This is a genomic window from Sphingomonas sp. 67-41 (genome assembly GCF_001899725.1).
Classification (GTDB): Bacteria; Pseudomonadota; Alphaproteobacteria; order Sphingomonadales; family Sphingomonadaceae; genus Sphingomonas; species Sphingomonas leidyi.
The window spans coordinates 71019-84513 of the sequence record NZ_MKWJ01000008.1; the positions used below are offsets into that span (position 1 = coordinate 71019).

Annotated in this window: 13 protein-coding genes; 4 read left to right on the forward strand and 9 right to left on the reverse strand. The window is 64.7% G+C overall.

The genetic code is table 11. From position 1 onward, the window contains the following. Positions 1-5: 5 nt before the first annotated feature. From BGP17_RS04230 to BGP17_RS04265, 8 genes are all read right to left on the reverse strand, one after another. The gene (locus BGP17_RS04230; RefSeq protein WP_286711118.1) at positions 6-1142 is read right to left on the reverse strand and encodes a 2Fe-2S iron-sulfur cluster-binding protein; all 1137 of its coding nucleotides are present in this window, start codon (positions 1140-1142) and stop codon (positions 6-8) included. Next, on the reverse strand, positions 1091-1585 hold the full coding sequence (gene paaD, locus BGP17_RS04235) for a 1,2-phenylacetyl-CoA epoxidase subunit PaaD (RefSeq protein WP_070156442.1): 495 nt from the start codon (positions 1583-1585) through the stop codon (positions 1091-1093). Before paaD ends, BGP17_RS04230 begins: the two co-directional genes overlap by 52 nt. Before the next feature lie 5 nt (positions 1586-1590). After that, on the reverse strand, positions 1591-2439 hold the full coding sequence (paaC, locus tag BGP17_RS04240; protein WP_083276923.1) for a 1,2-phenylacetyl-CoA epoxidase subunit PaaC: 849 nt from the start codon (positions 2437-2439) through the stop codon (positions 1591-1593). Further along, positions 2439-2723, reverse strand: coding sequence for a 1,2-phenylacetyl-CoA epoxidase subunit PaaB (paaB, locus tag BGP17_RS04245; RefSeq protein WP_070156426.1), 285 nt, complete (start codon positions 2721-2723; stop codon positions 2439-2441). The genes paaC and paaB overlap by 1 nt, the downstream gene beginning before the upstream one ends. Positions 2724-2756: 33 nt before the next feature. Then, a complete protein-coding gene (gene paaA, locus BGP17_RS04250; protein WP_070156427.1) occupies positions 2757-3752 on the reverse strand; it encodes a 1,2-phenylacetyl-CoA epoxidase subunit PaaA in 996 nt (331 codons plus the stop codon). A gap of 70 nt (positions 3753-3822) precedes the next feature. Next, positions 3823-5025: a 3-oxoadipyl-CoA thiolase gene (gene pcaF, locus BGP17_RS04255; protein WP_070156428.1), complete on the reverse strand. Its 1203-nt coding sequence runs from the start codon at positions 5023-5025 to the stop codon at positions 3823-3825. Then, on the reverse strand, positions 5018-5458 hold the full coding sequence (gene paaI, locus BGP17_RS04260) for a hydroxyphenylacetyl-CoA thioesterase PaaI (protein WP_070156429.1): 441 nt from the start codon (positions 5456-5458) through the stop codon (positions 5018-5020). Before paaI ends, pcaF begins: the two co-directional genes overlap by 8 nt. Then, positions 5455-6897, reverse strand: coding sequence for a 3-hydroxyacyl-CoA dehydrogenase NAD-binding domain-containing protein (locus BGP17_RS04265; RefSeq protein WP_070156430.1), 1443 nt, complete (start codon positions 6895-6897; stop codon positions 5455-5457). Before BGP17_RS04265 ends, paaI begins: the two co-directional genes overlap by 4 nt. On the opposite strand from BGP17_RS04265, the gene paaG reads away from it, so the two are divergent. The 4 genes from paaG (at position 6875) to BGP17_RS04285 (ending at position 11917) form a co-directional block, all read left to right on the forward strand. Continuing rightward, entirely contained in the window at positions 6875-7789 is a 915-nt protein-coding gene (gene paaG, locus BGP17_RS04270; protein ID WP_223806529.1) for a 2-(1,2-epoxy-1,2-dihydrophenyl)acetyl-CoA isomerase PaaG, read from the forward strand. The two genes, BGP17_RS04265 and paaG, sit on opposite strands and share 23 nt — an antisense overlap. A gap of 26 nt (positions 7790-7815) precedes the next feature. After that, positions 7816-9852, forward strand: a complete 2037-nt coding sequence (gene paaZ / locus BGP17_RS04275; protein ID WP_070156432.1) for a phenylacetic acid degradation bifunctional protein PaaZ — start codon at positions 7816-7818, stop codon at positions 9850-9852. Positions 9853-10002: 150 nt separating this feature from the next. After that, entirely contained in the window at positions 10003-11160 is a 1158-nt protein-coding gene (locus BGP17_RS04280) for an AMP-binding protein (protein ID WP_286711119.1), read from the forward strand. 19 nt (positions 11161-11179) lie between these two features. Further along, positions 11180-11917, forward strand: a complete 738-nt coding sequence (locus BGP17_RS04285; RefSeq protein ID WP_070156434.1) for an NUDIX hydrolase — start codon at positions 11180-11182, stop codon at positions 11915-11917. 62 nt (positions 11918-11979) lie between these two features. Here the strand turns inward: BGP17_RS04285 and BGP17_RS04290 are convergent, their stop codons facing one another. Continuing rightward, complete coding sequence (locus tag BGP17_RS04290) at positions 11980-13482, reverse strand: aldehyde dehydrogenase family protein (protein ID WP_070156435.1); 1503 nt, start codon at positions 13480-13482, stop codon at positions 11980-11982. Positions 13483-13495: the final 13 nt, after the last annotated feature.

The following is a 13495-nucleotide window of genomic DNA, read 5'->3' on the forward strand; positions in this document are numbered from 1 at the left end:
GGGCCTCAGCTGTCATAGTCGACAACCACACCCTCGCCGGCCGGGATGGACTGGCAGGTCAGGATGTAACCCTGCTCGACTTCCTGCGGGCTCAATCCGTAATTCTTTTTCATGGTGACCTCGCCAGCGACCAGTTTGGCCCGACAGGTCGCGCACACGCCCGCCTTGCACGCATAGGGCGCAGGGAGTCCGGAGGCCCGGGCGCTCTCGAGGATATTGCCCTTCTCGGCATCGAATTCGATGGCCCGGCGCCGTCCGTCGACACGAACTTCCATCCGCAGGCCCTGCGCCTTCCGGCGGCTCTCACGATCCGCTTGCCGTTCCGTCTCGCTCTCCTCGCCGGTGGAAAAGCGCTCGGTCAGGACATGTTCCGGCGACAGGCCCGCGCCCAGCATCGCCAGCTCGGCGGCGTCCATCATGGCACCCGGACCGCAGATGAACGCGACATCGATCGCGGCCGGGTCGACAAGCGAGTCCAGGACCATGGCGATCCGCGCCTCGTCCAGGCGACCGTTGAACAATTCGATATCGTCGAACTCGCTGGTGAGGAAATGATAGATCTGGAGCCGACCCAGATAGCGGTCCTTCAGCGCGGCGAGTTCCTCGAGAAACATGATCGAGGAGGAACTCCGATTGCCATAGAGCAGCGTGAAACGACTGTCTTGCTCGATCGCCAGGCCCGTCCTGATGAGCGAGAGAACCGGCGTGATGCCCGAGCCCGCGGCGAAGGCCAGATAATGATGCCGAGCCTCGGGCTCGAATTTCCAGGTGAAATGGCCGCGCGGTGCCATCGTTTCGATGATATCGCCCGCCTTCAATGATTGAAGCGCCCAGCCGGAGAAAAGTCCGCCTTCCACCTGCTTGATGGCGACCCGCAGCGGGCCGTTGCCCGGTGCCGCGCAGATCGAATAGTTGCGGCGCACATCCTGCCCGGCGATTTCCGCGCGGAAAGTCAGATGCTGTCCCGGAAGAAAGGCAAAGGTCTCGGCAAGCGACGGATCAGGCTCGAGCGTCACCGCGATCGCCTGATCGGTTTCGTGGGCGACGTCCAGGATCTTGAGCGGATGGAAAGCGGTCGACATTGGCGTTCCTAATGACATTTGAAGCGATCGAACGGTTCTTGGCAGTCGAGGCAGCGCCACAGCGCCTTGCACGGGGTCGATCCGAAACGGCTGACCTCCTGCGTATGCAGCGATCCGCAGCGGGGACATTCGGCAGGAGAGTCAGCCCGAAGCGATCGCGATCCGGCGCCTTTGGGTGGCGGTGCGATGCCATAGGCGCGCAGCTTCTCGCGTCCCTCGTCGCTGATCCAGTCGGTCGTCCATGGCGGCGAAAGGACCGTCTTGATCCCCACATCGGCAAAGCCGGCTTCGTCGAGAGCCGCGCGGACGGATGCCTCGATGACCAGCGTCGCGGGGCAGCCGGTGTAGGTTGGCGTGATGGTCACGACCGGAGGATCGCAACGCACGCCGCGGACGATGCCCAGGTCCGTCACCGACACCGCCGGTATCTCCGGATCGGGAACGGTAGCGAGAACCGCCATGATCCGGTCGGCAACGGCATCGTCAAGGACCTCGGAAACCATGCCGATCACCAGACCGCGTCAGGGTAGGTGCGCGGCAGATACTGCATCGTTGCGAGCAGATGGCCGAGATGCTCGCCATGATGGCCGATCCGGCCGCCAGTAAGGGCGCGGGGATATTCGGGGAGGGGCAAGGTGGCGTCGCGCAGCACGTTTCCGACGGTCGCGTCGAAACCCTGGCGAAGTTCCGCCCGATCGACCGCGATACCCGCGCGGGTCAAGGACTGCTCGATCTCATCGCTCTGGAACATCTCGTCAACGAAGCGCCAGAACCAGTCCAGGCCGTCGACCATGCGCCGCCGGCTTTCCTCGGTACCGTCTCCGAGCCGGACCACCCAGTCGGAGGCAAGCTCGGCATGGTAGCGCACTTCCTTGACCGCCTTGGCGGCAATCTCCGCGATCCGGTGATCGGACGAGCCGGTCAGTCGTTCGAACAGCGACAGCTGCATGGTGGAAAACAGGAATTGCCGCGCGATGGTCTGCGCGAAATCGCCGTTCGGTTGCTCGACGAGCAGGCAATTGCGGAAGGCAAGAACATCCCGATGGAAAGCCAGCCTGTCGCCATCGCGGCCCTTTCCCTCCACCTCGCCCGCCAGGTTGAGGAACAGGCTCGCCTGACCGATCAGGTCGAGACCGATATTGGCGAGGCTGAGGTCGATCTCGAGCGCCGGCGCATGCCCGCACCATTCGGTGAGACGCTGACCCAGGATCAGGCTGTCATCGCCAAGGCGCAGAAGATAGTCGAAGAGCGCCCCATGATGCTCGACCGCTTCGCCCGCGTCGAAGCTGCCGCCCGCCCGCGCCTTTTCGGCATTAGCCACATCGCCCGGCTGGATGGTCGGAAGCGACGGCGCCATCACATATGCCCCACGGCGTCTGGGATGTCGTAGAAGGTCGGATGGCGATAGATCTTCGTCTCCGCCGGCTCGAACATCGGGCCGGACTGGTCCGGGTCGGAAGCGACGATATCGCTCGACTGTACGACCCAGAGGCTGACGCCTTCCAGCCGCCGGGTATAGACGTCGCGCGCATGACGCAGGGCAAGTTCCCCATCGGGCGCATGCACCGACCCGACATGCTTATGGCTCAACCCGCCTTTCGACCGGATGAAGACCTCCCAGAGCGGCCAATCGTGGCTCATCAAAATCGTCCTTGTTTATGGTGTCGACAGGTCTCAGGCGGCAAGCCGGGCCCGGCGTTTGGCTTCATGGGCGTCGGCCGCCTCGCGGACCCAGGCGCCCTGCTCCCAGGCGTCGCGTCGGGCTTTCATGCGCTCCCTGGCGGTCGGTCCCTCGCCGCGAACCACGGCATAGAATTCCTCCCAGTCGATCTCGCCGAAATCATAGCCTTCCTTCTCAGCATTCCAGCGAAGGTCGGGATCGGGGATCGTCAGGCCCAGGAACTCCGCCTGCGGCACGGTCGCATCGACGAATTTCCGGCGGAGATCGTCATTGCTGTCGCGCTTGATCCGCCAGCGGAAGCCTTGCGCGGAATTGGGCGAATCCGCGTCGGGCGGACCGAACATCATCAGCGAGGGCCACCACCAGCGGTTGAGCGCGTCCTGTGCCATCGCCTTTTGCTCGGCTGTACCGGCGCCCAGCGTCATCATGATCTCGTAACCCTGGCGCTGGTGGAAGCTCTCCTCCTTGCAGACGCGGATCATCGCGCGGGCATAGGGACCATAAGACGTGCGCTGCAACGGCACCTGGTTCATGATCGCGGCGCCGTCGACGAGCCAGCCGATGGCGCCGATATCGGCCCAGGTCAGCGTCGGATAATTGAAGATGGTGCTGTACTTGGCCTTGCCCGCATGAAGCGCCTCGATCATCTCCTCTCGGCTCGTGCCGAGCGTCTCGGCGGCGCAGTAAAGATAGAGCCCGTGGCCGCCTTCGTCCTGCACCTTGGCCAGCAGGATCGCCTTGCGTCGCAGCGACGGCGCGCGCGTCAGCCAGTTGCCTTCCGGTAGCATGCCGACAATTTCGGAATGCGCATGCTGCGAGATCTGGCGCACGAGCGTCCGACGATAAGCCTCGGGCATCCAGTCCTTGGGCTCGATGAATTCGTCCGCGGCCACCCGCGCCTCGAAGGCGGCGACGAGTTCCGGGTCTTCGGACACGATCGAAACGGGGGCGACCTTACCGCCCTGCTCCTTGAGCTCGGTGGTATACATCGGCTTGCTCCTTCTCAGTACGAATCCGGTATATAATTCACCGACCGGACGGTCAACTAATTTTGTGCGCTCAGACCCGCTCGATGATCGTGGCGATGCCCTGCCCGACGCCGATGCACATCGTGCACAGCGCATAGCGGGCGCCGCGGCGCTGGAGCTCCTCGGTGGCGGTCAGCAGGAGGCGCGCGCCCGACATGCCCAGCGGATGACCGAGCGCGATCGCACCACCATTCGGGTTCACATGCTCCGCATCGTCGGGCAGGCCGAGCCGGCGCATCACGGCCAGGCCCTGGCTGGCGAAGGCTTCGTTGAGTTCAACAAGATCCATGTCGCCGATCGAAAGGCCGAGCCGTGCGAGCAGCTTTTCGGAAGCCGGGGCGGGACCGATCCCCATGATGCGCGGAGGAACGCCCGCAACCGCGCCGCCCACCACGCGGGCGCGCGGCGTGAGGCCATATTTTGCGGCGGCAGCCTCGCTCGCCACGATGATGGCGGCCGCTCCATCATTCACACCGGATGCATTGCCGGCGGTGACCGTTCCGTCGGGGCGCACGATAGGTTTCAGCCTGGCGAGCGTTTCGACGCTGGTCTCGCGCGGATGCTCGTCGCGGGTGACAAGCAGAGGATCGCCTTTCCTTTGCGGGACCGCGACGGGAACGATCTCGGCATCGAACCGGCCGGACGCCTGGGCCGACGCTGCGCGGCGCTGGCTTTCGGCCGCGAACCGGTCCTGATCCTCGCGCGTCACGTGGAAATCCTGGGCGACATTCTCCGCGGTCTCCGGCATCGAATCGATACCGAATTGAGCCTTGAGCGCCTTGTTCACGAACCGCCAGCCGATGGTGGTGTCGTAAACCGCGTTGGACCGCGAAAACGGCCCGTCGGCTTTGGGCATGACGAACGGCGCGCGGGTCATGCTCTCCACCCCACCTGCGACGATGAACTCTGCTTCGCCCGCCTTGATCGCACGAGCCGCCATTGCGACCGCGTCCATCCCCGAGCCGCACAGGCGGTTGACGGTGGTGCCCGGGGCCTGCTCGCCGAAACCTCCCAGCAGCGCCGCCATGCGGGCGACATTGCGATTATCTTCGCCTGCCTGGTTGGCGCAGCCGAGAATGACGTCGTCGAGCGCGGCCCAGTCGACCTTCGGATTGCGCTCGACAAGGGCCCGGATCGGGACTGCGGCAAGGTCGTCGGCGCGCACGCCGGCAAGGCTGCCGCCATAGCGGCCAACAGGTGTGCGAATCGCGTCGCAGATGAAAGCGTCAGGCATCGTCTTGGTTCTCCGATGGCAGGATCGCACCGCCGATGGTGCGGGAAAGGCCGTGAAAGGACGCGACGGCGCGCCCCTCGCTCGTGCGCACCGTCACCGCATAGGCGCCGCTGCGGCCGGACAGCATGACTTCGCTCGCTTCCGCGATCAGACGGTCGCCGCGTCTGGCGGGGCCGAGGAAGCTGATCGACGCGGCGTGCGCTACGGTGAAGGCATCGTGGGAGTTGCAGGCATAGGCGAAAGCCTGATCGGCCAGCGTGAAGATCGCGCCGCCATGGGCGGTTTCATAGCCGTTGAGCATGAAGGCGTTGACGGTGACGGCGATGCGGGCATATCCGGTCCGCACCTCCTCGATCTCGATCCCCCACTCGGCGCCCATCGTCTCGCGGGTCCGCAGGAGATCGGTGATCGCTCTGGCTCGCGCATCGCTCACAGGCGGTCGAGCCCGCGCGACGGGGAATAAAGAAGATCGTCCGTGCCGGCAGCGATATGGAGGAGTGTCTGCTTCAGCCTGGCAGGCCCGAAATCGCGGGCCCAGGCCAATGGCCCGCGCGGATAATTGGCACCGTGGATCATCGCCTCGTCGATGGCGTTGGCCGGCGCGATGCCATCCTCGACGGCATCCGCCGCGCCATTGACGAGCTGCGCCAGGGTCCGCAGGACGATCTGGCCCGGCCGGTCGGGAAGGAGAAGAAGCCTCTTATCGAGCGCGAAGGCGAGATCCGCGGCGGCCGCAGCCGAACGCTCGTCGCGCGCCGATGCGATCAGCACCGGCGATATGGCGTGGTCATGAACATGGTCGAGGAGGACGTCCACTTCGCGCCGCTGATCGAGCGTGCGGCCGTCTCCCTTCGCCACGATGACGCCATCAACCGAAATGCTGCCGGCAGGTATTCCTGTCGCAGGCGAGGTCGACAGCCTCCCGCTCAGCCAGAGAAAGTCCTGCGCGTCCTGGGCGACGGCGATTTGAGGCGCTGGCCGCTGGCTGGCGGTCGTTTGATCGACCTGCCCGGTTTTCTCGGCGGCTCCATAGTCATAGACCCCCCTGCCCGACTTGCGGCCTAGTCGCCCTTCGTCCAGCAGCCGCGCCTGCGCCGGCTGGGGCCGAAACCGCGCGTGCGGGGAAATCCCATCGAAGACCGAGCGGGCGGCCGCATAGTTCACATCGTGGCCGATCATATCCGCGAGCGTGAGCGGCCCCATCCGGAACCCGCCCCCGCTGCTGATCGCGTCGTCGATCAGCGCGGCTGGAATTCCTTCGTCGAGTGCCAGGAAGGCCTCGGCATAGAAGGGCCGCGCCACGCGATTGACGATGAAGCCGGGCACATCCTTCACCGCGACCGCGTGCTTGCCCCACGCGGCCATGAGGCGGGTCAGCTGCTCGACAACCACAGGGTTGGTCTCTGCCCCCGCGACCACCTCGACGAGCTTCATCGCGGGCACCGGGTTGAAAAAGTGAAGGCCAGCGAAACGCTCGGGATGGCGCAGGCTGCGCGCCATCTCGGAGATCGAGAGCGAGGAGGTGTTGCTGGCGACGATGGCGTCACGCGCGGCAAGCGCGCCGAGGTCCGCGAAGAGCCTGTGCTTGACATCGAGGTCTTCGAGCACGGCCTCGATGATCAGGCCCGCGTCCGCGGCATCGCCCAGCTCCTGCGACCAGCCAATACGTGCTACGATGGTGTCGGCATCGTCCCGATCGAGCCGCGAGCGCGCGACCAGCGCACCGATCGACTTTGCGAGGAGCTGCCGACCGCGATCGAGAGCGCTCGCGTCGCGGTCAATCACTACCACCTCATGCCCCGCCGTCGCGGCTACCTGGCCTATACCGCTTCCCATCGTGCCCGCGCCGATGACCGCAACCTTCCTGTTCATCCGAATCTCCTTGGGGACTTTCCTAACCAGCAATTTCCCGCTTGCCAATAATAGTCCGACCGGGCAGTCTATTAAAGAGGATGAATCGGAAAGGGCGTTGATGAGTTACCAGACCATCGACTTCGATCTGGCGGACGGGGTGGCGAAGCTCACCTTGAACCGGCCGGATCGGTTGAACAGCTTCACCGCACAGATGCACGAGGAGGTCGCGGCCGCGCTCGACATCGCGGCGGCTGACCAGAGCGCGCGCGTGCTCGTGCTGACCGGTGCGGGCCGCGGCTTTTGCGCCGGCCAGGATCTCGCCGATCGCGCGGTTGCGCCGGGCGAACAGGCCGTGGATCTCGGCGAATCCGTCGAACGCTTCTATGCTCCGCTGATCCGGCGGATCACCAATCTCGAAAAGCCCACCATCTGCGCGGTCAACGGCGTCGCGGCGGGCGCGGGCGCCAACATCGCGCTTGCCTGCGACATCGTCATCGCCGCGCGCAGCGCGAAATTCATCCAGTCCTTCGCCAATATCGGGCTCATTCCCGACTCCGGGGGCACCTGGGTCTTGCCGCGGCTCGTTGGGCAGGCGCGGGCGCTCGGGCTGGCGCTGACCGGAGACCCCCTGCCCGCCGAGACCGCCGAACGCTGGGGCATGATCTGGAAATGCGTCGATGACGAAGCCCTGGGCGCCGAAGTGGAGGCGCTGGCGACGCGCTTTGCGGCCGGTCCCACCAGAGGCCTCGCCGCCACCAAAAGACTTATCCGCCAGTCCTGGCTCCAGCCGATCGAAACCGAGCTCGAGCTGGAACGCGACGCGATGCGTGAACTCGGCTTTTCCGAGGATTATCGCGAAGGCGTCGCCGCCTTCATGGCGAAGCGCAAGCCGCAGTTCACGGGACGCTGAACCAGGAATTCGAGCAAGAGGATTATATGACGAACTTTCCGATCACCCTGCAGAATTACGCGCTCGATGAGTGGAAGACGGCGGCAGGAGACCTGTCCGAGGTGCGTTCCGCGATCACCGGCGAGACGGTCGCGCTTACGGGCAGCCAGGGCCTCGATTTCGAGGCGATGCTCGCACATGGCCGCGACATCGGTGGCCCTGCGCTCAGGGCGATGACATTCCACCAGCGCGCCGTCATGATCAAGGCGCTCGCGCAGGCGATCATCGAGCGAAAGGAAGAGCTTTACGAGATCTCCTACCAGACAGGCGCGACGCGCACCGACAGCTGGATCGACATCGAGGGCGGCGCGGGAACCCTGTTTACGACGTCATCCAAGGGCAGGCGCGAGCTCCCCGACGACACGATCCTGATCGATGGCGCCGTGGAGCCGATCGGGAAGCGGGGCACGTTCATCGGCCAGCACGTCTATACATCGCTCCAGGGCGTGGCCTTGCACATCAACGCCTTCAACTTCCCCGTCTGGGGTATGCTGGAGAAGCTCGGGCCGACCCTGCTCGCAGGCGTTCCGGCCATCGTGAAACCGGCCTCCTCGACGGGCTATGTCGCCGAAGCGGCCGTGCGCATCATGCTGGACGCCGGGGTTCTGCCGCGCGGCGCGCTGCAGCTCATCATGGGCTCCACCGGCGATCTGTTCGAACATCTCACCTGCCAGGACGTCGTCTCCTTCACCGGCTCGGCCCAGACCGCGATGAAGCTCCAGTCGCATCCCACGATCGCTCAAGAGTCGGTCCGCTTCATCGCCGAACGGGATTCACTCAACGCGTCGATCCTCGGTCCCGACGCGACCGCGGATAGCCCCGAGTTCGACCTCTTCATCAAGGAAGTCGTGCGTGAGATGACCGTAAAGGCCGGTCAGAAATGCACCGCGATCCGGCGCGCCTTCGTGCCGGCCGCCCTGCTCGACGATGCCGAGGCGGCGCTCAAGGCCCGACTCGCCAAGGTCGTCGTCGGCGATCCGCGGATCGAGGGGGTAACGATGGGAGCGCTCGCCAGCGCCTCGCAATTGGACGATGTGCGCGAGAAGGCACGCGAACTTGCAACAGAGGCGCGTCTCGCCTTCGGCGCCATCGACAGCGTCGAGGTCACCGGCGATGCGGGCGGGAGCGGCGCCTTCATCTCACCCCTGCTCTTCCGGGCCGACGATCCCTGGAGTGCCGACCTCATCCACGATGTCGAGGCGTTCGGTCCTGTCTCCACGCTGATGCCTTACAAGGATCTCGACGACGCTGTCGCGCTCGCCAATCGCGGCAAGGGTAGCCTGGTGCTGTCGGTCTTCACCTATGATCCCGGGATCGCGCGTGCATTCACGCTGGGTGCGGGCGCCTATCACGGCCGCGTCATCTTCATCGATCGCGACTGCGCCAGGGAATCGACCGGTCACGGCTCGCCGCTGCCGATGCTGATCCACGGCGGACCCGGCCGTGCCGGCGGCGGCGAGGAGATGGGCGGCGTTCGTGGCGTGAAGCACTATATGCAACGCACCGCCTTGCAGGGCAGCCCGCGAACGATCTCGGCCATCGTCGGTCAGTGGCTGCCCGGCGCGCCCAAGCCCAGCGAGGGCGAGCATCCCTTCCGCGTGCGGTTCGACGAACTGGCGATCGGCAAGACCTTCGACACCGCGTCGCGCACGATCACGCTCGAGGATATCGAGCATTTCGCGACGTTCACGGGCGACACCTTCTACGCCCATATGGATGAAGAGGCGGCCACGGCGAACCCGTTCTTCCCGGGCCGTGTGGCGCATGGCTATCTCCTCCTGTCTTTCGCCGCGGGCCTCTTCGTCGATCCGGCGCCCGGGCCCGTGCTGGCCAATACCGGGCTGGACTCGCTTCGCTTCGTGAAGCCCGTCTCCCCGGGAGAGGCGATCAAGGTCTCGCTGACGGTGAAAGCGAAGACCCGGCGCAACGACGACTATGGCGAGGTCCGCTGGGCCGTGACCGTCACCGATACGGCGGACGATATAGTCGCCGCCTACGAGTTGCTCACGATGAATGCCTTCTGATCTATAAAAGAGGGATGGGAGAGAAAGATGGATTACGGACCCAGGACGCGAGCAGAACTGGAGGCGCTCCAGCTCGAGCGACTGCAATGGTCGGTGGCGCATGCCTATCGCAACGTCGCAAGTTTCCGGGCAAAGTGCGAGCAGAGGGGCGTGAGCCCGGCCGATATCCGGTCGCTCGCCGACATTGCGCTTTTGCCGTTCACGACCAAGGCGGACTTGCGGGCGGCCTACCCGTTCGGAATGTTCGCGGTGCCCCAGGAGCAGGTCTCGCGCGTGCATGCCTCGTCCGGAACGACCGGTCGCCCCACCGTCGTCGGATATACCGCCAACGATATCAAGACCTGGTCTAGCCTGATCGCGCGCTGCATCCATGCCGCGGGCGGACGGCCTGGCATGAAGGCGCATATCGCCTATGGCTACGGCCTCTTCACAGGCGGTCTGGGCGCCCACTATGGAGCCGAAGCGCTCGGATGCACCGTCATTCCGATGTCCGGGGGCCAGACCGAAAAACAGGTCCAGCTCATCGAGGACTTCAAGCCCGAGATCATCATGGTCACGCCGAGCTATATGCTCTGTATCCTCGACGAATATCGCAAGCAGGGCCTCGATCCGCGCGCGACGTCGCTGCGCTATGGGATTTTCGGCGCGGAGCCCTGGACCGAAGCAATGCGGCGCGAGATCGAGGAGGCGTTCGACATCCGGGCAAGCGACATCTACGGCCTTTCCGAAGTCATGGGACCGGGCGTTGCCCAGGAGATCGCGGGAACGTCCGGCCCGACCATCTGGGAAGATCATTTCCTCCCCGAGATCGTGGATCCCGAGACCGGAGAAGTGCTTCCAGACGGCGAGGAAGGCGAGCTCGTCTTCACGTCGCTCACGAAGGAGGCACTGCCGATCATCCGCTACCGCACCCGCGATCTTACCCGCTTGTTGCCGGGCGAGGGGCTTCCCTATCGGCGTATCGCCAAGATCGTCGGCCGAAGCGACGACATGCTGATCATTCGTGGCGTGAACGTCTTCCCCACGCAAATCGAAGAACAGGTTCTCAAATGCCCGGGTCTGGCGCCCCATTTCCTCATCGAAATCAGCCGGCCTTCGCGAATGGACGAGGTGCTGATCGAAGTCGAGCCGCGCGGCGACCTCGACCATGAAGCGAGCGCCGCCCAATGCCGGCTGCTTGCATCCTACGTGAAGGATGTCATCGGCGTCACGGCGCGTATCAACCTGAGGCGGATCGGAGATATTCCGCGATCCACCGGCAAGGCGTCGCATGTTCGCGATCTGAGGCTCCAGGCGCTGAGCGCGTGAATTCCCTCGCCTCTGACCGATGAAGGACGAAGCACCGATAGCTGCCGCGACCCTGATCGTCATGCGTGACGGGCCGACCGCTCCCGAGCTGCTAATGGTCGAACGTGCCGCAGGATTGCGTTTCGCAGGCGGCGCGGTCGCCTTTCCCGGCGGGCGGATCGAGCCGGTAGATTACGCCTCTGCCAATCACTCGCTCGACGCCGCGAAGGTCGCCGCGATCCGCGAGACGGCGGAAGAAACGGGCATCCTGATAGCGGCCGAGCCCAGGCCGTGCGAACAGGCCATGTTCGAGATCGGCGTGGAGCTTCGCGCCGGTCGTTCCCTATCTGCCATTCTGGCGGAGCGGAACGTCAGGCTCGCGATCGCAACCCTCGTCCCGTTTGCGCGCTGGTGCCCGGTGGGTCTCGAGAAACGTCCCTTCGACACGCATTTTTTTCTCGCCCGCGCGCCGGAGGCTCTACCGCTCCCGATCGCTGACGGCTCGGAGATTTCGCGTGTCTTCTGGACGAGTGCGAAGGCTTTGCTCGACGGCGCGGATCAGGGGACGACGAAGCTTATGTTCCCGACCCGCCGCAATGTCGAGCGACTGGCACATTTCGGAAACATCGCTGAGGCCTGCGAAGATGCCGCCCAGCGTCCGATCGGCATGGTGAGCCCCTGGATCGAAGATCGTGGAGGCATTCCGCATCTCTGCATTCCGGAAAATCTTGGGTATCCGGTGACGGCTGAACCTCTCGACAAGGCGATACTCGGCTAACCAGGCCACAGGCATCGACCGTCGCCGCCGCGCAGCGACAGCCGATGCAGGCCTGCGATCCATTAATAGGCGATGCAGACCGATTTCACCTCGGTGTAGGGATCGAGCGACCGGACGCCGAAGTCCCTACCGATGCCGGATTCCTTGAATCCGCCAAACGGCATGTTCGGATCGATCAGATTATGGCAGTTCACCCACACCGTTCCGGCCTTGATCCGAGACGTGAGCTCCATCGTCTTCTTCAGATCGTTGGTCCAGAGCGAGGCGGCCAGGCCCATGTCGCTGTCGTTGGCGAGCCTGATCGCTTCGTCCTCGCTGTCGAAGGGCGTCACGGTCACCAGCGGGCCGAACACTTCCTGGCGCGAGATGGCAAGATCCGCCCCCGCATCCACCACGATGGTCGGCCGCACATAATAGCCTGGCAGATCGGGCCGGTCGCCGCCCGCCACGATCCTGGCGCCATCTTCCCGAGCCTTGCTGACATGATCCAGGATCTTCTGGCGATGACCCGCCGAAACGACCGGGTTGATCTGGGCTGCGGGATCGAGTCCCGGCCCGATCGCCATGCCGTCGACCGCGGTCGCAAGCGCTTTCACGAAGGGCTCGTATATGTCGCGTGCCACATAAAGTCGCGACGAGGCCGCGCAAACCTGGCCATTGTTGAAAAAGCCGCCGAGGATAGCGCCCTGCACCGCTTTCTCGATCGGCGCGTCGGCGAGGAAGATCGCCGGATTCTTTCCACCGAGCTCGAGCGAGGTCCGCAGCATCCGCTCGGCTGCGCTTCGTGCGATCGCCTTTCCGGTCGCGGTCGATCCGGTGAAACTGATCTTCGACACGAGAGGATGATCGACCAGGGCCTTTCCGGCGCGGCCGTCGCCGGTCACGAGATTGAGGACGCCATCGGGCAGGCCTGCTTCCCGGCCGAGTTCGACAAGGCGGATACTTGTCAGGGGTGTGAGCTCGGATGGCTTGAGGACGACCGTGCAGCCCGCTGCGAGTGCCGGCATGATCTTCCAGAGCCCGATCATCATCGGAAAGTTCCACGGCGAGATCGCGCCGACCACGCCGATGGGCTCGCGCCGCGTCGAGGCATTGTACCGGCCGCCCGGAATCGCACCAATCGAGACATCGAAAGTTTCGCCGGTCACCTTGGTCGCCAGGCCCGCGATATAGCGCATATAGGACGGAGCACCGCCAATATCGACGTAGCGGGAGATGTTGATGGACTTGCCCTGGTTGAGGGTTTCCAGCTGGGCCAGCGCCTCGGCATTCTGTTCGACCAGATCCGCAAATTTCAACAGCAGCCGCTCGCGCTCCGCCGGGGCAAGCGCTGACCAGGCGCCGCTCTCGAAGGCCGCATGGGCGCTGCGCACCGCGTCGTCGACATCCTGAGCGTTGGCGTTGACGACAGACGCGATCCGCTCGCCTGTCGCCGGGTTATAGACGTCGATCCGGTCGCTACTGCGCGCTTCGCGCCAGGACCCGTCGATGAACAGGCCATGCTCGGTGCCCAGGAAGGCGGTGACGTCGTTGAGGGGGGTCACGATATTGGAAGCAGTTGCCATATCTCTCTCCTGT

Excerpts from the sequence above, each read along its gene's own strand:
- paaD (WP_070156442.1), bottom strand. The coding sequence starts at position 1,585 with ATGGTTTCCGAGGTCCTTGACGATGCCGTTGCCGACCGGATCATGGCG.
- paaC (WP_083276923.1), bottom strand. The coding sequence starts at position 2,439 with ATGGCGCCGTCGCTTCCGACCATCCAGCCGGGCGATGTGGCTAATGCC.
- paaB (WP_070156426.1), bottom strand. The coding sequence starts at position 2,723 with ATGAGCCACGATTGGCCGCTCTGGGAGGTCTTCATCCGGTCGAAAGGC.
- paaA (WP_070156427.1), bottom strand. The coding sequence starts at position 3,752 with ATGTATACCACCGAGCTCAAGGAGCAGGGCGGTAAGGTCGCCCCCGTT.
- pcaF (WP_070156428.1), bottom strand. The coding sequence starts at position 5,025 with ATGCCTGACGCTTTCATCTGCGACGCGATTCGCACACCTGTTGGCCGC.
- paaG (WP_223806529.1), top strand. The coding sequence starts at position 6,875 with ATGACCGCAACCTTCCTGTTCATCCGAATCTCCTTGGGGACTTTCCTA.
- BGP17_RS04265 (WP_070156430.1), bottom strand. The coding sequence starts at position 6,897 with ATGAACAGGAAGGTTGCGGTCATCGGCGCGGGCACGATGGGAAGCGGT.
- paaZ (WP_070156432.1), top strand. The coding sequence starts at position 7,816 with ATGACGAACTTTCCGATCACCCTGCAGAATTACGCGCTCGATGAGTGG.
- BGP17_RS04285 (WP_070156434.1), top strand. The coding sequence starts at position 11,180 with ATGAAGGACGAAGCACCGATAGCTGCCGCGACCCTGATCGTCATGCGT.
- BGP17_RS04290 (WP_070156435.1), bottom strand. The coding sequence starts at position 13,482 with ATGGCAACTGCTTCCAATATCGTGACCCCCCTCAACGACGTCACCGCC.